We start from the raw sequence: 20,543 nt of genomic DNA on the forward strand, positions 1-20,543 counted from the left end.
CGCTGGTTGTGCTGCATAGAACCACCGGCCCTTGCGGCCGGTGGTTTTTTTTTGAGACACCGGCACCCGCAGAAGAAGCACAGTTCTAAGACGACTGCCCGGCCCTTCCCTCCACCGCGGCAGGCTGCGTGGCCAATGCCATGCGCAGGGGCTCCAGCTGAGCGGCGTAATCACGCCACCTTCCCAGGTTGCGGGTATGGATCGATTCACGCACCTGCGCGCTGCTCGGCGTGGCGACCGGCGCCGTATTGCGCTCGGGTTGCAGGCAGGCCTCCTCCACCTCCAGACCGCAGTGGGCCAGGACCCGCTGGATGGTCGCGCCCGGGGCTTCCACGAGCTGGGCGTAAGGGACATCCAGCATCGCGCCAGGCAGGGTTGCGTGCCAGTGACGTGTCAGGCGCGCGTACTGTCCGTAATAGTGAGCCAGCGTTCCCAGATCGTAGCTGTGGGGCGAGATGTTGCCGAACATCGCCTTGAAGTTGGAAAAGCACGTATCCATCGGGTCGCGGACCATATGCAGGATAGGCGCATGTGGCAGCGCACGACGGATGAACGCAACCAACTGGATGTTTCCCGGCAACTTGTCGATGTAGTAGCGCCGCCCACGCGCCCGCCACTGTGTCTGCCTGAGATAGCGCTGGCCCACCTGGCGAAGATCGATGTCGCCGATGCGGCCGACGACCTTGAGCAGGCTGCGGGCGTTTGCGGGAAGGACGTCCGCGACCCAGTGAAGCTGCCGCCAGAAGTCGACAATCTCGCCCGCCGAGGCGACCTGCGAATGGCTGGACAGGATGCGGTCGAGCAGGGTGGTACCGGAGCGAGGCATGCCGACGATGAAAATCGGTGTCGGTCCACCAAAAGCAGGAGCTTCCGCGTGATGCGGCTCGTCCGGCGGAAGCTTCAGGAGCGCATCGGTCAGCGCTTCCTCCGTTGCCGCGTCATACGGGTTCAGCCGGCTCATCAGCGCGTTGCACCGCGCGAGCGCTTCCCACGCCTCCTCGTGACGCCCCAGGTCGTCGAGGGTCTTGAAGACCGAGTACTCGAACTCGGCGCGCGTGAAAGCCGACGCTGGATCCGACGGCGGGTCCGGCATGGTGCCCAGTTGTTCGTACAACCGCGCCAGGTGGTTCGACTCGACCGTCTGTCGCCGCAGATCGACGAGAACGGCGGCCGCATCACCAAACTGTGGCCACTGCTTCAGGCATTCCTCGAGCATCGCGCCAGCAGCTTCGGCTCGTCCGCTGAAATGGAGCAACATCGCATACAGGCGCCAGGAGTCGGGCGTCCGGATGCCGGCCGTCATCGCACGCTCGGCCATCTGGAGTGCTTCGGGTACATCCCCGATCATGAAGCGCAGATTCGCCTGCGTGGCCAGCAGGTCGGCCGGGGGGTCGGGTGCCTGCGCCAACAACTCCAGGCACGAACGTGCCGCCACGATTTCCCCCCGGGCGACCAGATACTGCACCAGGATGGCGATCAGGGGCGCATCCCTTGGCAGGCGACCGAGCGCCGCCAGCAATGGGCGGGTCGACGCTTGCATCCGTCCTTGGCGGAACAGTGCCTCCGAAAGCTGGATGCTCGAGGCAAGGTCATTCGGAGCCTGCTGCAGGACGGATTCCAGGATGGCCTGCGCGGCGACCCATTGCTCATTCTCGATGCAGGTCTTGGCACGTTGCCGAAGCGAAGCGAGCGAGCCGGGGCTGGCGGAGGTGGTCATGCAGCCATATTAGCCGGCCGGTCAGCGGGGCGGCGGCCGCCGAGCCCGTGTCAATCGGTGTGTAGCTCGGCCACGAAATCGTAGATGTCGCCGCGATACCACGAGCTGGTGAACTCCACCACGCGACCGTCGTCCAGGAAGCTGCGCCGCTCGATGCTCAAGCCCGCGCTGCCGGGGGCCACGTGCAGCAGGCGGGCGTGCTGGGCGCTGAGGGAGACCGCGCGCAGGCGCTGAAGGGCGCGACGGGGGCGGGCGTTGCGTTGTTCCAGCGCTTCGTAGAGCGAATCGCGCACCGCCATGGGATCGGGCAGCACGCTGGCGGGCACCACGCTGCGCTCGATCGCCAGCGGCTCGTCGCCGGCGTAGCGCACGCGATGCAATCGCACCACCGCGGCGCCGGGCGAAAGATTCATCGCCATTGCCTCCTCCGGCGTGACTTCGCCGATACCGCGCTCGAAGAACTCCGATCGCGGATTCAGGCCGCGCGCGCGCAGGTCCTCGGTGAAGCTGGTCAGCCGCGACATCGGCTTGACGATGCGCTCGGCGACGAAGGTGCCGGCGCCGTGGCGCTGGGTCAGCAGGCCTTCCTCGACCAGGCCGGCGATGGCCTTGCGCACGGTCACGCGCGAGAGGCCCAGCGCGTGGGAAAGATCGCGTTCGCTGGGCAACGCCTGGCCCGGCTCGATGTCACGGTGCTCGACCACGGTGCGGATCGCCCGGCGCAGCCTAAGGTATGCCAGCGGCTGGCGCGTCTCGGGGCTGTCGCAGAGGCGGCGGTATTCGGCGGCGAGCGCGGTTTCCATGCCGGAACCATACCAATCTCACACCATTTGCGGCAAGCCGCCATGAAAACGTATGCATAGCGTCCACGCATGGCTGCGTAATCTGGTATTTCACTGGTACCATCCTCGGCGCCCAGGCGGGATGGCCCATTCCGTCTGCCCAACCCGCAATCGAGGTGAACCGTGACGGCTTCTCCCCCGCCCGTCGACCCGTTCGACCTGGTGATTTTTGGTGGCACCGGCGACCTGGCCCTGCGCAAGTTGCTGCCGGCGCTGTTCCACCGGTTCGTGGATGGCCAGCTGCCCGCCGCCAGCCGGATCATCGGCGTGGCGCGCGAAGCACTGGACGATGCCGGCTATCGCGGCCTGGTGCGCGACGTACTCGCCGACGGCGGCGCCGCGGACGAGCGCATCGATGCGTTCCTGCCGCTGCTGCACTACCTGCCGCTGGACGCGCGCAAGGACGAGGGCTGGGATGCGTTCGCCGCGCTGATCAACGAGCAGCCCGAGCACATCCGCGTGTTCTACCTCTCGACCTCGCCGGAATTGTTCGTCGACATCTGCAACCGGCTCGGCGCCAACGGCCTCAATGGACCCAATTCGCGCGTGGTGCTGGAAAAGCCGATCGGCCGCGACCTGGCCAGCGCAATGTGCATCATCGAGGCGGTCGGGCGCGTGTTCTCCGAAGCGCAGACCTTCCGCATCGATCACTACCTCGGCAAGGAGACGGTGCAGAACCTGTTGGCGCTGCGCTTCGGCAACGCGCTGTTCGAGCCGCTGTGGAACGCCGGCCACATCGACCACGTGCAGATCACCGTGGCGGAGACGCTGGGGCTGGGTCGCCGCGCCGGCTACTACGACCGTGCCGGCGCACTCCGCGACATGGTGCAGAACCACATGCTGCAGCTGCTGTGCATGGTGGCGATGGAAGCGCCGGCCTCGCTCTCCCCCGACGCCGTGCGCGACGAGAAGCTCAAGGTGCTGCACGCGTTGAAGCCCATCGACATGCGCAACAGCGCGCAGCTCACCGTGCGCGGCCAGTACAAGGCCGGTGCGATCGATGGGGAGCGCGTCCCGGGCTACCTGGAGGAACTGGAAGACGGCCAGTCCAACACCGAAACCTTCGTGGCGCTCAAGGCGGAGATCGCCAACTGGCGCTGGGCCGGCGTGCCGTTCTACCTGCGCACCGGCAAGCGGTTGTCCGCGCGGCTGTCGGAAATCGTGGTCGCGTTCAAGTCGGTGCCGCATTCGATCTTCGACGCCTCCGCCGGCCCGCTGGCGCACAACCGGCTGGTGCTGCGGCTGCAGCCCGACGAGGGCGTCAAGCTGTGGCTGACCATCAAGCACCCAGGCCCGGGCGGCCTGCGCCTGCGCCATGTGCCGCTGGACATGAGCTTCGCCGAAGCCTTCGGCGTGCAGCAGCCGGACGCCTACGAGCGCCTGCTGCTGGATGTGGTGCGCGGCAATCCCACGCTGTTCATGCGCCGCGACGAAGTCGAGGCCGCCTGGCGCTGGATCGATCCGATCCTGGGCGCCTGGGGCGCGGCCGGCGAGCCGCCGCGCCCGTATGCGGCCGGGAGCTGGGGGCCGAGTGCGGCGGTGGCGCTCATCGAGCGCGACGGGCGCACGTGGAACGAAGACAGCGAATAGCGCGAGGTTTCACCGGATGCTGGCAACGCGCTCCCGACACTGTCGAACCCTTTCTCCGCCAGTGTGCCCATGACGATCTTGAACAACGGCGACACCCACCATTTCGCGGACGGTCGTGCGCTCGCCACGGCACTGGCCGGGCGCGTGGCCGATCGCCTGCGCGCGGGGTTGCTCGAGCGCGACTTCGCATTGCTCGCCGTGTCCGGCGGACGCACGCCGCTACATTTCTTCGAGCTGCTGTCGCAGGCGCCGATGGACTGGTCGCGGGTGCAGGTGACCCTTGTCGACGAGCGCTGGGTGGACGAAAGCGATCCACGCTCCAACGCGCGCCTGGTGCGCGAGCAGCTGCTGCAGCACGCCGCAGCCACGGCCCGCTTTGTGCCCTTGTACACCGACGCCGCCACGCCGGAGGAAGGCCAGGCCGAGGCCGGTCGGCGCATCCATGCACTGCCGCTGCCATTCGATGCGGTCGTGCTGGGCATGGGCCTGGACGGCCACACCGCCTCGTTCTTCCCGGGCGGCGACCAGCTCGAAGCGGCGCTGGATCCGAACCAGCCCAGCGGCGTGCTGCCGATGCGCGCGCCCGACGCCGGCGAGCCACGCATCACTCTCACGCTGGCCACCCTGCTCCAGACCCGCCACCTGTTTCTGCACATCGAAGGCGAAGACAAGCGCGACGTGCTGGCCCAGGCCCGGTTGGGGCTGGGTGCGGCCGCGCATTATCCGGTGCGTACCGTGCTGGCGCGCTCGCCGGTGCCGGTCGCCGTCTACTGGTGTCCCTGACTGTCGTTTGATCGCCGACCTGTGGCCGGCAACGCTTTGGAGTTCCTGCAATGAGTTCGCTGCATCCCGTCGTCGCCGAAGTCACCGCACGCCTCATCGAGCGCAGCCGCGGGAGCCGCGCGGCCTACCTCGCACGCATCGAGGCGGCCGCGGGAGGTGACGGCCCGCATCGCGCGCAACTGTCCTGCGGCAACCTCGCGCACGGCTTCGCTGGCTGCACCGGCACGGACAAGGCCGCGTTGCGCGAAGGCCGCGCGCCGAACATCGGCATCGTCACCGCCTACAACGACATGCTCTCGGCGCATCGGCCCTACGAGCGCTACCCGGCGCTGATCCGCGAACTCGCCCGCGAGTCCGGCGCCACGGCACAGGTCGCCGGCGGCGTGCCGGCGATGTGCGATGGCGTCACGCAGGGTCGCGCCGGCATGGAGCTGTCGCTGTTCTCGCGCGACGTGATCGCCATGGCCACCGCCGTGGCGCTCTCGCACGACATGTTCGATGGCGCGCTCTACCTTGGGATATGCGACAAGATCGTGCCGGGCCTCCTGATCGGCGCGCTCAGCTTCGGCCACCTGCCCGGCGCGTTCGTGCCGTCGGGTCCGATGCCCAGCGGCATTCCCAACGAGCAGAAATCGAAAGTGCGCCAGGCCTACGCCGAGGGCAAGGCGACGCGCGCGGAGTTGCTGGAAGCCGAAGCGGCTTCCTACCACAGCCCCGGCACCTGCACGTTCTACGGCACCGCCAATTCCAACCAGATGCTGATGGAGATCATGGGCCTGCAGCTGCCCGGATCCAGCTTCGTGGCGCCCGACACGCCACTGCGCGACGCACTCACCCGCGCCGCGGTGCAGGCGGTGATTACCCATGCGGCGCCGGCCACGCGCCTGCCGCTGGGCCACATCGTCGACGAGCGCGCGATCGTCAACGGCGTGGTCGGCCTGCACGCCACCGGCGGTTCGACCAACCACCTGCTGCACCTGGTCGCGATGGCGCGTGCCGCCGGCATTGTGCTCAGCTGGGACGACTTCGACGCGCTCTCCTCGGTGGTGCCGCTGCTGGCACGCGTGTACCCGAACGGCTACGCCGACGTGAACCAGTTCCACGAGTCCGGCGGCATGGCCTTCCTGATCGACCAGCTGCTCGATGCCGGCCTCTTGCATGCGGACGTGCAGACGCTCGCCGGCAAGGGCCTGGCTGCCTATACCTGCGTGCCGGAGCTCGACGGCGCCGGACGGCTGGCGTGGCGGCCGGTCAGCAAGCAGAGCGCCAACCGCGGCGTGCTGCGCGGCGCGGAGGAGCCGTTCCGGCCCGATGGCGGCCTGCGCCTGCTCGACGGCAACCTGGGCCGTGCGGTCATCAAGGTGTCCGCCGTGCCGGAGGACCGCCTGCTGATCGAAGCCCCGGCCGTGGTGTTCGACGACCAGGACGCGGTCCGCGTCGCCTTCGAACGCGGCGAACTCAATCGCGACTTCGTGGCGGTCGTGCGCTTCCAGGGCCCACAGGCGATCGGCATGCCGGAACTGCACAAGCTCACGCCCACGCTCGCCGTGCTGCAGGATCGCGGCCATCGCATCGCGCTGGTCACCGACGGGCGCATGTCCGGCGCCTCCGGACGCGTGCCGGCGGCGATCCACGTCACGCCGGAAGCCGCCGCGGATGGGCCGCTGGCGCGCGTGCGCGAGGGCGACATGGTTCGCCTGGATTGTGTGAATGGACGTCTGGACGTCCTGGTCGATGCCGCCGAACTCGCTGCCCGCGCGCCCGCGGCGGGCAGCCAGGCCGCCCACCAGGCCGGCACCGGCCGCGAGCTGTTCGAGATGTTCCGCCGCAACGCCATGAACGCCGACCTCGGCGCTGGCGTGCTGTAACCCCGGTACCTTGCAGGAGTCCCCAGGTGGACTCCCGCAAGACGCCCTCACCGCAGGAAAACCCATGGCCTCGGATGCCTACCAGAACGAACTTGCCAGCCTCATGCGCCTCGCGCCGGTGATCCCGGTGGTCGTGATCGAGGACGCCCGCGCCGCCGTGCCGATGGCGCGTGCGCTGGTCGCCGGCGGCGTGCCCGCGATCGAGGTGACCCTTCGTACTCCCGCCGCGCTGGAAGCCGTGCGTGCGATTGCCGCCGAAGTCGAGGGCGCGGTGGTCGGCGTGGGTACGGTGCTGGGCGAGACCGACCTGCGCGCGGCGTACGAGGCCGGGGCCCGTTTCGCCGTGTCGCCGGGAGTCACCCCGCGCTTGCTGGACGCGGCCGAGGACGTCCCGCTGGCCCTGCTCCCCGGCGCGGCCACCGCCAGCGAGGCGATGGGCTTGCTGGAACGCGGCTATCGCCACCTGAAATTCTTCCCGGCGGTGCCGGCCGGCGGCGCCAGGCTGTTGGCCGCATGGGCCGGCCCGTTGCCGCAGCTGCGCTTCTGCCCGACCGGCGGCATCAGCGCGGCGAGCGCCGCCGAATTCCTCGCCCTGCCCAACGTGTTGTGCGTGGGCGGCTCGTGGCTCACCCCGGCGGACAAGCTCGCCACCGGCGACTGGGCCGGGATCGAGGCCCTGGCGCGCGCCGCCGCAAACCTGCGGGCCTAGCTCCTTGCAGAACCCCGCTTGGGCGATGCTCTCGACCTTTGTTGGAGAGAACACATCGCCCACAGGTGGGTTTCTGCAGGAGGCTTACCGCCTTTCGGGCGCGAGGCCATCCAGTCGCGCCACCAGTGCCGCGTGCGCCGCCGCATCCACCGGCTTGTGCGTGACCGTGCCCGTGGCCGGGTAACGGCCGAGAAAATGGCCGTTCTTCCAGTCCCGCGCCGGCCGCACCGGCCGCGGCACGAAGCCCCCGCCGCAGTTGGGGCACACACCCTGCAGCACCTGTTCGACGCAGTCGTGGCAGAAGGTGCATTCGAACGAGCAGATGCGCGCGTCGGTCGACGAGGGCGGTAGCGGCTTGTCGCAGTTTTCGCAGGTCGGGCGAAGTTCGAGCATGGGAAGGCTCCGGTGGAGAGGCGTTCGTGGTGGGCCTGTGCGAACGGCGGACCATAGATGGCGCGAGGGAAACCGCGCGTCCCCATTATTCTTCCGTCTTTGCCCAGGACTTCGCCATGCCCTTCCTCCTGGCCGCCGCGCTGTGCAGCGTGCTGGTCTCGGTACTGCTCAAGCTTGCCCGCCGGCTGGACGTCGACGTGGGCCAGGCGATCGCCTGGAACTACGTGGTGGCCGCCGCGGCGAGCGCGCTGGTGTTCGCGCCAGCGCCATCGACGTTGCGCGCCGCCACCGGCGCGTGGCCGGCGCTGGCGGGGCTGGGCCTGCTGCTGCCGACCATCTTCCTGGCGTTGGCCGGCTCGGTCCGCCACGCCGGCATCGTGCGCTCGGAAGTGGCGCAGCGGTTGTCGCTGCTGATCTCCCTGCTGGCAGCCTTCGTCCTGTTCGGCGAACCGCCGAGCGCCATCAAGGGCTGGGGCATTGCCGCTGGACTGGGGGCGCTGGTGAGCCTCGTGTGGCGGCCGGCCGGTGACGGCCAGGCGTCCGCTGGCGGCGGTCGCTGGACCTACCCGTTGCTGGTGTTCCTGGGCTTCGGCGTGGTCGACGTGCTGTTCAAGCGCGTGGCTGGCGCGGGCGTGCCGCTGGGGGCGGCGCTGCTGGCGATCTTCTCGCTGGCGCTGCTGGTCTCGATCGCCCTGCAGGGATGGCGGCTGGCGCGTGGCCGAGCGAACCTGGGCGCCCGCAGTCTCGCCGCGGGCCTGCTGCTTGGCTTGCTCAACTTCGGCAACATCCTGTTCTACCTGCGCGCGCACCAGGCGTTGCCGGGGCGGCCGGCGCTGGTGTTCGCGGGCATGAACCTGGGTGTCGTCGGGTTGGGCGCGCTGGCGGGGCTGCTGGTGTTCCGCGAGCGGCTCTCGCGCGTCAACCTCGCGGGCCTGGGCCTGGCCGTCGTGGCGATTGCCCTGCTGGCGCGGGGCTGAGAGTGACTTCTGGGGTATGAAGAGGCGGCCGGGCGCGCCTATGCTGGCCGCTTCCGTGTGCTCCGTGAGGTCGTTCGATGCGCAAGCTTCCCCTCGTCGCGGCGCTGACCGCGCTGCTGATCGTTCCCGCTGCCTTCGCCGCCGACAAGGACAAGGCACCCGACGAGACCAAACCCGATGCAGCGCTGGCCAAGCCGCGCAGCGCCGAGAGCACCGGATCGGTGACCGTCGAGGGCAAGCGTGTCGACTACAAGGCGGTCGCCGGCACGCTGGTACTGCACGAGCACGGCGACCAGAGCGACGACCCGACCGTCAGCATGTTCTACGCCGCCTACTTCAAGCAGGGCGTGGATCCGTCCCGACGCCCGATCACCTTCATCTATAACGGCGGCCCCGGCTCGGCCACCGTGTGGCTGCACATGGGCGCGTTCGGCCCCAGGCGCGTGGTCACGAACGACGACAGCCACACACCGGCGGCGCCCTACGGCCTGGTCAACAACGACTACAGCCTGCTCGACGCCTCTGATCTGGTGTTCATCGACGCGCCCGGCGCCGGCTTCTCGCGCCTGATCGCCGACGAGAAGGACAAGTCCAAGCGCGACGAGCAGATGGACAAGCGCAAGAAGGCCGTCTACGGCGTCGACGGTGACGGCAAGGCCTTCGCGCAGTTCATCACCCAGTTCCTCTCCAAATACGGCCGCTGGAATTCGCCCAAGTACCTGTTCGGCGAGAGCTACGGCACGACCCGCTCGGCGGTGCTGGCCAACGACCTGGAGAACGAGGACAGCGTCGACTTGAACGGCGTGATCCTGCTCTCGCAGATCCTGTCGTTCGACACCAGCATCGACGGCCCCGAGTTCAACCCGGGCGTGGACCTGCCCTACGCGCTGGCGCTGCCGACCTTCGCCGCCACCGCCTACTACCACCACAAGCTGCCGCAGCCGCCGGCGCAACTGGAGCCGTTCCTGCGCGAGGTGGAACAGTACGCGCTGGGCGATTACGCCAGCGCGCTGATGCAGGGCGCGCACCTGGACGAGGCGCGCAAGCGCGCCGTGGCCGAGAAGCTGCACCAGTACACCGGCCTGCCCGTCGACTATCTGGTCAAGGCCGACCTGCGCGTCACCGGCGGCATGTTCGAGCACGAGCTGCAGTTCGATGGCGGATTCACCACCGGCCGCCTGGACAGTCGCTTCTCCGGTCCCGCGCTCGATCCGCTGGCCAAGGATTCCGAATACGACCCGCAGTCCTCGGCGATCAGCTCGGCCTACGTGTCGGCCTTCAACGACTACGTGCGCCGGCAACTGAAATTCGGCGACGGCATGCAATACCGCCTGTTCGCCGACATCGATCACTGGGACTTCGCGCACAAGGCCCCGGGGGTGCACGGCGAGGCGCTGCAGCAGTCGACCAACGTGATGCCGGACCTGGCGATCGCGATGAAGACCAACCCGGACCTCAAGGTGTTCTTGAACGGCGGCTATTACGACCTGGCCACGCCCTACTTCGCGGCCGAATACGAAATGAGCCACCTGCCGATCCCGGCCTCGCTGCAGAAGAACATTTCCTACGCCTGGTACCCGTCCGGTCACATGGTCTATGCGCACGAGCAGTCGTTGAAGGAACTGCACGACAACGTGGCGAAGTTCATCGAGCAGACGGACAACGTGAAATAAGGCTCTCCTACGGGGAGGCATCCCAAGGTCGGGGGTACGGGCAAAGCCATCGAACGGGGGCCTACCCTCACGCCGGCCCTCTCCCTCGGGGAGAGGGGTTTTGAATCGCGCGCTTGCTATGCTGCCGGCGCCCCCGAAGCCGGTGAAGTCCCATGCGCGCCCTGATCGATCGCTACATCGACGCCTACAACCGCCTGGACGTGGACGGCATGCTGGCCACGCTGCATCCGCAGGTGACCTTCGAGAACGTCACCGCGGGCGTCACCACCGTGCGCACCCAGGGCATCGAGGAGTTTCGCCGGCTGGCGCAGAGCACGCTGCCGCTGTTCGCGCGGCGGCGGCAGACGGTCACCGGTTATGTCGAAAGCAACGGCGTGGCGCAGGTGGGTATCGCGTTCGAGGGCGTGTTCGCGTTGGACCTGCCCAATGGCGCCATGGCCGGGCAGACGATCGCGTTGAACGGGCGCAGCGAGTTTCGCGTGCACGACGGACTGCTGGTGCATATCGCGGATATCAGCGACTGAGGCGGGCGGTTGTTGCGCCGACGTCGCGCCACGCGCCGCCGGGCAGGGTGTCCTCAGCCCACCTTTCTTACACCGCCAGTCCGATTCCCCGCGCCTCGCTGCCGGGCCGACGCAGCAGCGCGTTGCGCCAGCGCTGCTGGGTGGCGCCATCGGCCTCCAGCAGGAACTGCGGCTTGTTCGCCACCAGCGCAGCCACAGGCACGCCGTCCTCGTACAGCACGCGGGTGCCAGCCAGCGCCGGCAGCTTGTCGCCAGCCAGCACGGTGCCGACCAGGTTGAGCGGATCGCTGCCGCTCACGCACACCAGCTGCTGCGTGGCCTCCCGCTGGCGCACCGCGCGCAGGGCACCGATCGCTTCGGGCAGCGCGAACTGCTCGCCGACCAGTCCCTCGACAAAGCGCCCGCCGCGGATCTCGCCGCGCGCCTCCAGGCGGTGGTACACGCGCAGCAATTCGCGCCAGGAAGGCAGCCACGGGGCTTCGCGTTCGAGCAGCTTCCAGAACACCACGCCGTAGCGGCGAAGCAGAACACGTGCAACGTGTTCCGCTTCATCCGAATCAAGCCGGCGCGAAGCGCTTCCTTGGCCTCCTCTCCCTTCCGGGGAGAGGATTGAGGTGAGGGGTCGATCTTGCGGGGAGTTTCCAACGAAGCCCCCCGCGCGCCCCGACCCCTCATCCGATCCCGTCGGGGCCGCCTTTTCCCCGGAAGGAAGAAGGGATGGGCGCGCCAGCGACCAGCGTCCCGCATCCTCGATCTCGCTCAATGCATGCCGCCGCGCGCGCCGGTGTGGACGCGAGTCGCGCTTGGCCGCGGGCAGCAGCAGTGCGCGCAGCCCGGCAAAGCTGTCGGCGGTGACCCGGCCCGCGGCGACCAGCTCGCCCAGCGCGTTCTCCAGTTCGGTGCGCAACAGGTGCGTGGCATCGAGCAGTTCGTCGAAGAACAGCGCGCCATGGCTGGACAGTGCGTCGGCCACGGCCTGGGCGCGCGAGGAGAGCAGCTGGTCCTGCGCCTGCTCGCCCGCCGCCATGGACGTCCAGATGGCCATCTGCCGGCGTGGCAGCAGCACGATCGGCGTGGCGCGAACGGGGCCGGCGCTGCCGCCACCGGCACGCAGGCGGTTCCAGCCGAAGCGGCCGGCGCGGCACAGCTCGTCCAGCCAGCGACTGGCGTAGTCACCCACGCGCGAGGGCAGCACCTCGCTTTCCCAGGCGCCGGCGGCGGCTTCGTAGCCTTCGAGCTGGTGCAGGGTGGCGATCAGGCCGTCGGGGCCTTCCAGCCGCGTGTCGGGCGTCAGGTGCTGCCAGTCGGCGAAGAAGCGGATCAGGTCGCGGCGGCTGACCGGCTCGATCTCCCGGCGCAGGCGGCCGATGGTGTAGCGATGGATGCGCGCGAGCAGATGGCGCTCGCACCATTCGATGGCCGGTGCGTCAGGGGTGAAGCGCCCCTGCATGACGTAGCCTTCGGATTGCAGCCGCAGCAGGGCCGGTTCGATATCGGCCGGATCGACGGCGAGCGAGGCGGCGATCGATGCGGGCGTGGTCGGACCCAGGCCGCCCAGGCGGCGGCGGACCAGTTCGAGCAGGGCGTCGTCGCGCGTCCAGGTCTGGGCGGCGTAATCGGGCGGGGCGCTGATGGGCGGACGCCGCGGCGCGTCGGCGTGGATGGCCTGCCACAGGGGCAAGGCCTCCGCCGCGATCCACACGCCCCTGTTCCTTCTCTCCTGCGGTGAGAAGGTGGCCCCGGCGGGGGCGGATGAGAGGTCGAGGTTCGCGGGGAGCTCCAGACGCGTCGCGCGATGGTGTCTGGCGAGCGCTTCCAGGCGCTCCTGCCAACCGGTGTTGACGCCTACTTCGGCATCCGTGACAAACCCGAGCAGAGTGAGCGCCTCATGCATTTCATCGCCGCTGCGCACCTGCGGCCAGGCCTCCTCGCGCACGGCGGCGATCGCCTCCGGATCGAGCCGGCCAAGGTCGTCGGCATCCTCGGCGTTCCAGCGCCGGTTCTGCACCGCCTGCGTGCGGCGCTCCTCCAGTGGCGCGTCGTCGAGATACGCGTACGGCGCGGCGGTGAGCACTTCGGAGGCGAGCGGGCTGGGACCGGTGAGGTCGCGTGCGACCACCGTGATCGCGCCGGCCTCGAAGCCGCGCAGGATGCGCAGCAAGCCGTCGACATCCATCGCCTCGCGCAGGCAGTCGTGCAGGGTCTGGTTGACCAGCGGGTGGTCGGGAATCTGCCGCTCGCCGACGATGTTCTCCAGGCAGGCGACCTGGTCGGGGAAGACGGTGGCGAGCAGGTCCTCGCTCTTCATGCGCTGGATCTGCGGCGGGGTCTTCTTGCCGCCGGTGTAGCGTGGCAGCGCCAGCGCGGTGACGGCATTCCAGCGCCAGCGCGCGGGGAACAGGGGCGCATCCAGCAGCGCCTGCACCAGCACGTGCTCGGCCGAGTTCGAATGCAGGTAACGGGAGACTTCCTCCAGCGGGAAGCTGTGGCTGGTCGAGAGCGACAGCACGATGGCGTCCTCGGTCGCCGCCGCCTGCAGTTCGAAGTTGAACTGGCGGCAGAAGCGCTTGCGCAGCGCCAGGCCCCAGGCGCGGTTGATGCGGCTGCCGAAGGGCGTGTGGATCACCAGCTGGGTGCCGCCCGATTCGTCGAAGAAGCGCTCGAACACGATCGTGTGCTGGGTCGGCAGCACGCCGAGCGCGACCTTGGCGCGGTGCAGATAGTCGGCCAGCTGCTGCGCGGCCGCCTCGCCCATGCCGAGCGTCGAGCGCAGCCACGCCAGTGCCGCGGCAATGCCGCCGGCGTCGAGGAGATGGGCGATCTCCTCGCGCAGGCGCGCCACGCCGAAGGAGAGTTCATCGCTGCGCCCTGGCGCTTCGCCCAGCCAGAACGGAATGCTCGGCGGCGCGCCGTGCGCGTCTTCCACGCGCAGGCGGTCGCGCTCCACGCGCAGGATGCGGTAGCTGGTATTGCCGAGCTGGAACACGTCGCCGGCCAGGCTCTCGACCGCGAAGTCCTCGTTGACCGAACCGATGATGGTGTTCTGCGGTTCCATCACCACCAGGTAATCGGCCGTGTCCGGGATGGTGCCGCCGGAAGTCACCGCGGTCAGCCGCGCGTTGCGGCGCGCACGCAGCTGGCGATGCACGGCATCGCGGTGGATGTACGCGGCGCGTGCGCCGCGGCGGGTGCTGAAGCCTTCGGCGAGCATGCGCACGATGGCATCGAACTGCTCGCGCGGCAGCTCGCGATAGGGATGCGCGCCCCGCACCAGCGCGTACAGCGCGTCCTCGTCCCATTCCTGGCTGGCCACCTCGGCGACGATCTGTTGCGCGAGTACGTCCAGCGGCTGCACCGGCTGCACCAGCGCATCGAGTTCGCCGCGGCGCACGCAGTCGAGCAGCGCGGCGCATTCGAGCAGGTCGTCGCGGCTGGTCGGGAACAATCGCGCCTTGGGGGTGCCGTTGACCGCGTGGCCGGAACGTCCGGCACGCTGCAGGAAGGCAGCGATCGAGCGCGGCGAGGCGAGCTGGCAGACCAGGTCCACATCGCCGATGTCGATGCCCAGCTCCAGCGATGCGGTGGCGACCAGCAGTTTCAGTTCGCCGCGCTTGAGGCGCTGCTCGGCGTCGAGTCGCAGTTCCTTGGCCAGGCTGCCGTGGTGTGCGGCCACCGCCTCCTTGCCCAGCCGCTCGGCCAGGTGACGCGCGGCGCGCTCGGCCATGCGACGGGTGTTGACGAAGACCAGCGTGGTGCGGTGCTCGCGGGCGAGCTGGGCGAGGCGGTCGTAGACGGTGCCCCAACTGTCGTTGGACATCACCGCTTCGAGCGGCACGGGCGGGACTTCGATGGCGAGATCGCGCGGGCGGGTGTGGCCCACATCCACGATCGCGCAGCGCGTTGCTTCCTTTTCCCCTTCAGGGAGAACGTGGCCCGAAGGGTCGGGTGAGGCAGCGCGCGCTCCGACCAGGAACCGCGCCACCTCTTCGATCGGCTTCTGTGTCGCCGACAACCCGATCCGCTGCAGAGGCCGCTGGCACAACGACTCCAGCCGCTCCAGCGACAAGGCCAGGTGCGTGCCACGCTTGGAATTGGCCAGCGCATGGATCTCGTCCACGATCACCGCGCGCGTGCTCTTGAGCATCTCCCGTCCGGACGCCGAGCCCAGCAGCACGTACAGCGATTCGGGCGTGGTGACCAGGATGTGCGGGCTCACCTTGCGCATCAGCGCGCGGGCGGCTTGCGGCGTGTCGCCGGTGCGCACGGCGGTGCGGATCGCCACGTCCGGCAATCCTTCCGCCTCGAGCTCGGCTCGAATGCCTTCCAGCGGTGCTTCGAGATTGATGTGGATGTCGTTGGACAGTGCTTTCAGCGGCGAGACGTAGACCACCCGTGTCTCGTCCGGCAACGCGCCGCCATTGGCCACGCCCTCGCGTACCAGCGCGTCGATGGCGGCGAGGAAGGAGGTCAGCGTCTTGCCCGAACCGGTCGGCGCGGCGACCAGCGTGTGGCGACCCGCGTGGATGTTCGGCCACGCGCCCACCTGCGCCGCGGTGGGCGCCGGGAAGCTGCGCTGGAACCAGCGCGCGACGGCAGGATGGAAGTGTTCGAGCGGCATGGCGGCCAGGGCGGGTGCGACGTTCCCGATGATATAGGGGCTCCCGTCTCATACTTCGAGCCTGTTCAGGGCGCTGCCGTCGGGCTAGCTTAAGGAACAGGCGAAGACGAGGCAGGCGCGTGGATGCACAGCGGCGCACAGGCAGTGAAACGCTCGGCTGGCTGACCCTGGCCGACGGCCGGCGGCTGTGCACGCATGACTGGCCGCTGGCCGGCGCCCGCGCCGGCGTGCTGATCGTGCACGGGCTGGGCGAACACGCCGGCCGCTACGGTCCGCTGGCCGCGTGGTTCAACGCGCGCGGCTATGCAGTGCGCAGCTACGACCAGCGCGGGCATGGCCGCTCGCCTGGCCGGCGGGGCGCGCTGTCGAGGCCGCTGGAATTGGTCGACGACCTGGCCGAGGTGTACGGCGACTTCGCCGCCACTCTGCCCGAGCCGCCGCTGTTGTTGGGCCACAGCATGGGCGGGCTGGTCGCGCTCCGCGCGGTGCTCGACAAACGCGTGGCGCCGCCTGCCCTGGTGCTTTCCTCGCCGGCGCTGCGCGCGTGGACGCCCGCGTGGGAACAGGCGCTTGCGATACGGCTCGCCCGGGTGCTGCCGAACCTGCCCCTGCGCAGCGGGCTGCCCTTCGAGGCGCTTTCACACGAGGCGGCGGTGGTCGCGGCCTACCGGGACGATCCGTTGCGCTCGGGCTGGATCACTCCGCGCCTGGCGCGCTTCATTTTCGAGAGCGGTCGGCATTGCGTCGACGTCGCCGCCACGCTGTCGGTACCCACGCTGCTGCTGGTGGCTGGCGCCGACCGGCTGGTCGATGCGCGCGGCAGCTACGCGTTCGCCGCCGCCGCGCGGGCCAGTGGGCACCTGACGGTGCACGTGTACGAGGACCTCTTCCACGAACTGTTCAACGAAGCCGAACCCGGGCGCGGTCTCGTGCTGGCTCAATTGGAAGCGTGGCTGGAGCAGTCCCCGTAGAAACGCCACCGGACGCGACCGCGGCTTTCCGGTCGCGTCCGCGGAGAACCTATCCTGCGCGGTCCGCCATGCCGTCCTTCGAGGCGGGCTCGCAGGGCGCGTGTCCGCAGCCGCAGGGCCCATCGGCCGGCTCGTCGACTGTCTGACGGCAATGTTCGGAGCAGTAGGTGTCGCCCACCGGCACGCTGCAGCGACAGGCCGGGTGGGCGCAGCGCTGGTGGGCCGTGGCGTTCATCGTCTCAACGCGTGCTGCTGCCCGAAGCCGGCATGTGCATCGAGCCGTTGTCGTCCATTGGCGTGGCGCCGGTGTGGTCCATCGCGCCATTGCGATGCATGCCACCGCCGGGGAGCTGCTCGGCCATCTGCAGGTGCATCTTCAGCGCCGGCAGCGTGGTGCTGGCGAACTGCTTGAGGTCCGGGTCGCTGCCGTTCGCGCTTTCCATGCCGAACAACTTGATGGCGTCGCGGTGGTCCTTGACCATCGCCTGCGCATAGGCCTGGTCGAAAGCCGTACCGCTGAGCGACTTCAGGTGATCGGCTTCCTGCTTTTGCATCGGCATCGGCTCGGTGGGCAGGGACACCTGTTTGCGCTGGGCGATGCTCATCAGCTGGTCGCCCGCCTTGGTATGGTCATCGATGATGCGCTGGGCCAGCTGCTTGACCTGGGCATTGCCGGACTTGTCCAGTGCGATGCGTCCGGCCTGGATCTCGGCCATGTTGGCGGCAGCGGCCTGGCGCATGAACACCGCATCGTGGCTGCCATCGCTCTGCATGCTGTGGGTCATGCGGTCGCTGCTGTCGTGGGCCGCGCCGTTCTGCGCGATCGCGCCGAACGACAGGCCGGCGACCAGCGCGGTGCCGAGCACCAGGCTGATGCGTCGTGCTGTCATGGTGTTCTCCTTCTGGATGGTTTGCGGCCCCCGGGTCTGGCAGGGGCGCGATCAATCGCCTTCCTCATCCTTCTGTTCCGTCCGGCCGGACTTGGTATCGCCGCGGCGGCCGTGGCTGGCCTCGCCGCCCTTGCGGCCGATCGCCGCCATGTGCTCGCGGTTGGCGCTCACCGCCTCGCCGCCTTTCTGGCCGGCCCGACGCGCTTCATCGGACGTGAATTGATGGGCATGGCCGCTGGCATGCGCCGCGCGACCACCCTCGCTGGCGATCTCGCGCTGGCGCTCCTCGTCCATGCTGGCGAAGCCGCGCTTGCTGGTGCTACTGCCTGGGTTCTTGCTGGACATGTCGGTGCTCTCTTCATGCGTTCGGGGGACGTCGAGCAGTGGGGGCCCGACGGCGCGCCGCGTTGCGCGGCGACTGCCGTGTTGGTGGCAACATCCATGCCAGTCTGGAAGTGCGCCGAACGCCGCCGTTTCGCGGCCAACGTCGTCGACAGGACGGATGCTGTCGCGCCTGCTCGCAAGCGGTCGCGGCAAAACTACAAAGCCGCTTGGAAAAGTTGCCGGGACGGGCAGCTACGGGCGGTGACGGCGGTGTGGATGGGGGCTAGACGTTTGGCCCCGGCGGAACGAAATGCATTGCCCGTGAGCAGGCTCCCACGGGGAGCGCGCGGCTTTTTCTCGGGAGCCCACCCGTGGGCGATGCTCCGCGGCAGCTAGTTCAGGTCGGAACGACGAAGCGGGCGCGGCGGCTCGGCGAGCAGGCCACGGGCCAGTTCGGCGCAGCGCAGGCAGCCGCTGCCGATCTGGTTCAGCACGGCGAGCACGCCGGCGTGTTCCTTGCGCTCGAGCATCAGCGCGGCGAGATCCGTGCGCATCAGGATGACGTTAAGCGCGTTGTTGATCGCATCGACCACTGGCACCGGATCGGTGTTCTGTTCCTGTTCGGTCGATTCGCGCCGTTCGCGCTGCAGCAGGACCGCCAGCCAGGCACCGACGTGCGCCAGCGCGGCGCGTTCTTCCGCGTCGAGCATGCGCGGGCGGTAGAGCGCCAGGCCAAGCGCGGCTGCCGGTCGGCGCGCGCGGCGGCACGGCAGGGCGATCGCGCGCAGGCGTGCGCTGCCGTCGCGTTCGCGTGCATCGCTGCGCTCCACGGTGAGCGCCGAGCGCAGCGACTGCGTGGCCACCTGCCCGGCCAGCGCCCGCGCATCGCGGCGCGAAGGCGGTGGGGGTGGCAGCTGCCAGCAGTAGCGGCCCTGCCCGCTGGGCCGGTGCGGCGCCACCAGCAGGCAGACTTCGGCGTGCCATTGCAGGCTGACGTGTTGCAGCAGGCGGGTGATCGCTTCCTCGGCGGAGGAGGCGTCTAGCGCTTGCAACGTTGTCGGCAGCGGCAGGGGGATGGGGGTAATGGCTGAGCTTGCCGGTCGTGCGTTCATTTCATTCGCGGTCTTCGTGCTGGTAACGCGACAGCTTGTTGTAGATCGTCTTGAGGCTGACCCCCAACGCCTCGGCCGTTCGCGTCTTGTCGTTGTCGAAATGCGCAAGCGTGCGCAGGAGCATCTGTTTTTCCATTTCCTCGATGGTCATGCCGATGCGAAAGGGCATGCTGCCGTGGTCGTGCGCCTGGTGCAGCGGATGCTGCGGTGGTTGGGCGATGTGCATGTCCAGCTCTTCGCCGGACATCACCCAGGCGCGCTGCACGGCGTGCTTGAGTTCGCGCGCGTTGCCAGGCCAGTCGTAGGTGAACAGCCGGCGCACCGCGTCGGGGGCGAAGCGGCGCGCCGTGCCGTAGCGCTCGTTGAGCCGGTCCAGGAAGCGCTGGGCCAGCAGCGGGATGTCGCTGGCGTGTTCGCGCAATGGCGGCATCGCCAGCGGGAAATCCATCAGGCGGTAGTAGAGGTCGGCGCGCAGCACGCCATCGCGCACCGCCTGCAACGGATCGCGGTTGGTCGCGGCGATCACGCGCACGTCCACCGGCTTGCTGGCGCTGGCGCCGACGCGGGTGACGTCGCGCTCCTCCAGCACGCGCAGCAGGTGCGTCTGCAACTGCAGCGGCATCTCCGTGCATTCGTCCAGGAACAGCGTGCCGCCCTGCGCCTGCTCGAAAAAGCCGGCGTGGTCCTTGACCGCGCCGGTGAAGCTGCCGCGCTCGTGGCCGAACAGCTGGCTGGTGAGCAGGTCCGGTGCGATCGCGCCGCAGTTGACCGCGACGAAGCGACCGCTGCGCTCGCTGTACCGGTGCAACGCGCGCGCGGCCAGTTCCTTGCCGGTGCCGCTCTCGCCATGGATCAGCACCGTCACGTCCAGCGGCGCGACGCGGCGGATCTTCTCGAACAGCTGTTGCATCACCGCGCTCGTGCCGATCAGCTCGCCGCAGCGCTCGCTCTCTTCCTGCGAGGCGGCGCGCAGCTTGGCCGCCGCGATCGCCTGGTCGAGCAGGCAGGTGAGCTGCGCGCCCTCGATCGGCTTGATCAGGTAATCCAGCACGGGCAATTGCAGCGCACGCACGGCGGTCTCCACCGAAGGATGTCCAGTGACCACGACCACCTGCCCGGTCTGTTGCGGGTCCAGGCGGTCGATCAGTTCCAGGCCGTTGCCATCGGGCAACGACAGGTCGAGCAACAAAAGATCGAACCGCCGTTCGGCCGTGAGCTTGAGCGCGTGCGCCAGGCTGGCGGCACCGGTGACGGTGCATTCTTTCGGTTCGGCAAAGGCGGTTACCACGTCTAGGAATTGAAGGTCGTCGTCAACGAGCAGGATGGAAGCAGTCGTCGGCACAGGTTCACCGGGGAGGGGTCGGTGACCCCAAGCTGTCTCGTGGAGGAATCGGGGCGCGCCTGCGCGCCCGTGGATCCACGGCGACAGCTAGAACTGCGCAGCGCTTGGCAGGTCGGCGTGGACGAAACCGACGATGCCCCAAGCGAAGTGCAAGTAGCGTCGAAGAGATGTTCCCAGTTGTAAGGGTTGCCCGACACGCGTGTGGCGTAT

16 protein-coding genes are annotated in these 20,543 nt (G+C 69.0%); 8 read left to right on the forward strand and 8 right to left on the reverse strand.

The features are described from left to right. Positions 1-85 precede the first annotated feature (85 nt). Entirely contained in the window at positions 86-1,717 is a 1,632-nt protein-coding gene (locus ACFWZ1_RS00765) for a tetratricopeptide repeat-containing sulfotransferase family protein (protein ID WP_439665086.1), read from the reverse strand. Between the two features lie 50 nt (positions 1,718-1,767). Further along, entirely contained in the window at positions 1,768-2,520 is a 753-nt protein-coding gene (locus ACFWZ1_RS00770; RefSeq protein WP_231322719.1) for a GntR family transcriptional regulator, read from the reverse strand. A 162-nt stretch (positions 2,521-2,682) separates the two neighbouring features. On the opposite strand from ACFWZ1_RS00770, the gene zwf reads away from it, so the two are divergent. The 4 genes from zwf (at position 2,683) to eda (ending at position 7,509) form a co-directional block, all read left to right on the forward strand. Beyond that, on the forward strand, positions 2,683-4,149 hold the full coding sequence (gene zwf, locus ACFWZ1_RS00775; RefSeq protein ID WP_439665087.1) for a glucose-6-phosphate dehydrogenase: 1,467 nt from the start codon (positions 2,683-2,685) through the stop codon (positions 4,147-4,149). Between the two features lie 69 nt (positions 4,150-4,218). Further along, positions 4,219-4,932 carry a 6-phosphogluconolactonase gene (gene pgl / locus ACFWZ1_RS00780; RefSeq protein ID WP_439665088.1) on the forward strand — a complete coding sequence of 238 codons (714 nt, stop codon included), beginning with the start codon at positions 4,219-4,221 and terminating at the stop codon, positions 4,930-4,932. 50 nt (positions 4,933-4,982) lie between these two features. After that, the gene (gene edd / locus ACFWZ1_RS00785) at positions 4,983-6,800 is read left to right on the forward strand and encodes a phosphogluconate dehydratase (protein WP_439665089.1); all 1,818 of its coding nucleotides are present in this window, start codon (positions 4,983-4,985) and stop codon (positions 6,798-6,800) included. Positions 6,801-6,864: 64 nt separating this feature from the next. Next, entirely contained in the window at positions 6,865-7,509 is a 645-nt protein-coding gene (gene eda, locus ACFWZ1_RS00790) for a bifunctional 4-hydroxy-2-oxoglutarate aldolase/2-dehydro-3-deoxy-phosphogluconate aldolase (protein ID WP_439665090.1), read from the forward strand. An 84-nt stretch (positions 7,510-7,593) separates the two neighbouring features. Here eda and ACFWZ1_RS00795 read toward each other — a convergent pair whose 3' ends face one another. Then, entirely contained in the window at positions 7,594-7,902 is a 309-nt protein-coding gene (locus tag ACFWZ1_RS00795) for a DUF1272 domain-containing protein (RefSeq protein ID WP_439665091.1), read from the reverse strand. Between the two features lie 116 nt (positions 7,903-8,018). Between ACFWZ1_RS00795 and ACFWZ1_RS00800 the strand changes: the two genes are divergently transcribed. The 3 genes from ACFWZ1_RS00800 (at position 8,019) to ACFWZ1_RS00810 (ending at position 11,076) form a co-directional block, all read left to right on the forward strand. Continuing rightward, positions 8,019-8,879 (forward strand): EamA family transporter, encoded by an 861-nt coding sequence (locus tag ACFWZ1_RS00800; protein WP_439665092.1) that lies wholly within the window; start codon positions 8,019-8,021, stop codon positions 8,877-8,879. A 77-nt stretch (positions 8,880-8,956) separates the two neighbouring features. Next, positions 8,957-10,552, forward strand: a complete 1,596-nt coding sequence (locus tag ACFWZ1_RS00805) for a S10 family peptidase (protein ID WP_439665093.1) — start codon at positions 8,957-8,959, stop codon at positions 10,550-10,552. Positions 10,553-10,704: 152 nt separating this feature from the next. After that, a complete protein-coding gene (locus ACFWZ1_RS00810) occupies positions 10,705-11,076 on the forward strand; it encodes a nuclear transport factor 2 family protein (RefSeq protein WP_231322737.1) in 372 nt (123 codons plus the stop codon). Between the two features lie 67 nt (positions 11,077-11,143). On the opposite strand, the gene ACFWZ1_RS00815 is transcribed toward ACFWZ1_RS00810, so the two are convergent. Beyond that, positions 11,144-15,694: a DEAD/DEAH box helicase gene (locus tag ACFWZ1_RS00815; protein ID WP_439665094.1), complete on the reverse strand. Its 4,551-nt coding sequence runs from the start codon at positions 15,692-15,694 to the stop codon at positions 11,144-11,146. Between the two features lie 119 nt (positions 15,695-15,813). Here ACFWZ1_RS00815 and ACFWZ1_RS00820 point away from each other — a divergent pair, with 119 nt between their 5' ends. Beyond that, the gene (locus tag ACFWZ1_RS00820; protein WP_439665095.1) at positions 15,814-16,665 is read left to right on the forward strand and encodes an alpha/beta hydrolase; all 852 of its coding nucleotides are present in this window, start codon (positions 15,814-15,816) and stop codon (positions 16,663-16,665) included. A 239-nt stretch (positions 16,666-16,904) separates the two neighbouring features. On the opposite strand, the gene ACFWZ1_RS00825 is transcribed toward ACFWZ1_RS00820, so the two are convergent. The 4 genes from ACFWZ1_RS00825 to ACFWZ1_RS00840 all read right to left on the reverse strand — a co-directional run bounded on the left by ACFWZ1_RS00825 (position 16,905) and on the right by ACFWZ1_RS00840 (position 20,333). Then, entirely contained in the window at positions 16,905-17,555 is a 651-nt protein-coding gene (locus ACFWZ1_RS00825) for a DUF4142 domain-containing protein (protein ID WP_231322743.1), read from the reverse strand. Positions 17,556-17,606: 51 nt separating this feature from the next. Continuing rightward, positions 17,607-17,900, reverse strand: coding sequence for a KGG domain-containing protein (locus ACFWZ1_RS00830; protein ID WP_231322745.1), 294 nt, complete (start codon positions 17,898-17,900; stop codon positions 17,607-17,609). 371 nt (positions 17,901-18,271) lie between these two features. Further along, positions 18,272-18,991 (reverse strand): hypothetical protein, encoded by a 720-nt coding sequence (locus ACFWZ1_RS00835; protein WP_231322748.1) that lies wholly within the window; start codon positions 18,989-18,991, stop codon positions 18,272-18,274. Between the two features lies 1 nt (position 18,992). Next, positions 18,993-20,333: a sigma-54-dependent transcriptional regulator gene (locus tag ACFWZ1_RS00840; protein ID WP_231322749.1), complete on the reverse strand. Its 1,341-nt coding sequence runs from the start codon at positions 20,331-20,333 to the stop codon at positions 18,993-18,995. Positions 20,334-20,543 lie beyond the last annotated feature (210 nt).

The sequence above is a fragment of the Frateuria sp. GZRe14 genome (assembly GCF_051900395.1).
GTDB classification, from domain to species: domain Bacteria; phylum Pseudomonadota; class Gammaproteobacteria; order Xanthomonadales; family Rhodanobacteraceae; genus Frateuria_A; species Frateuria_A edaphi.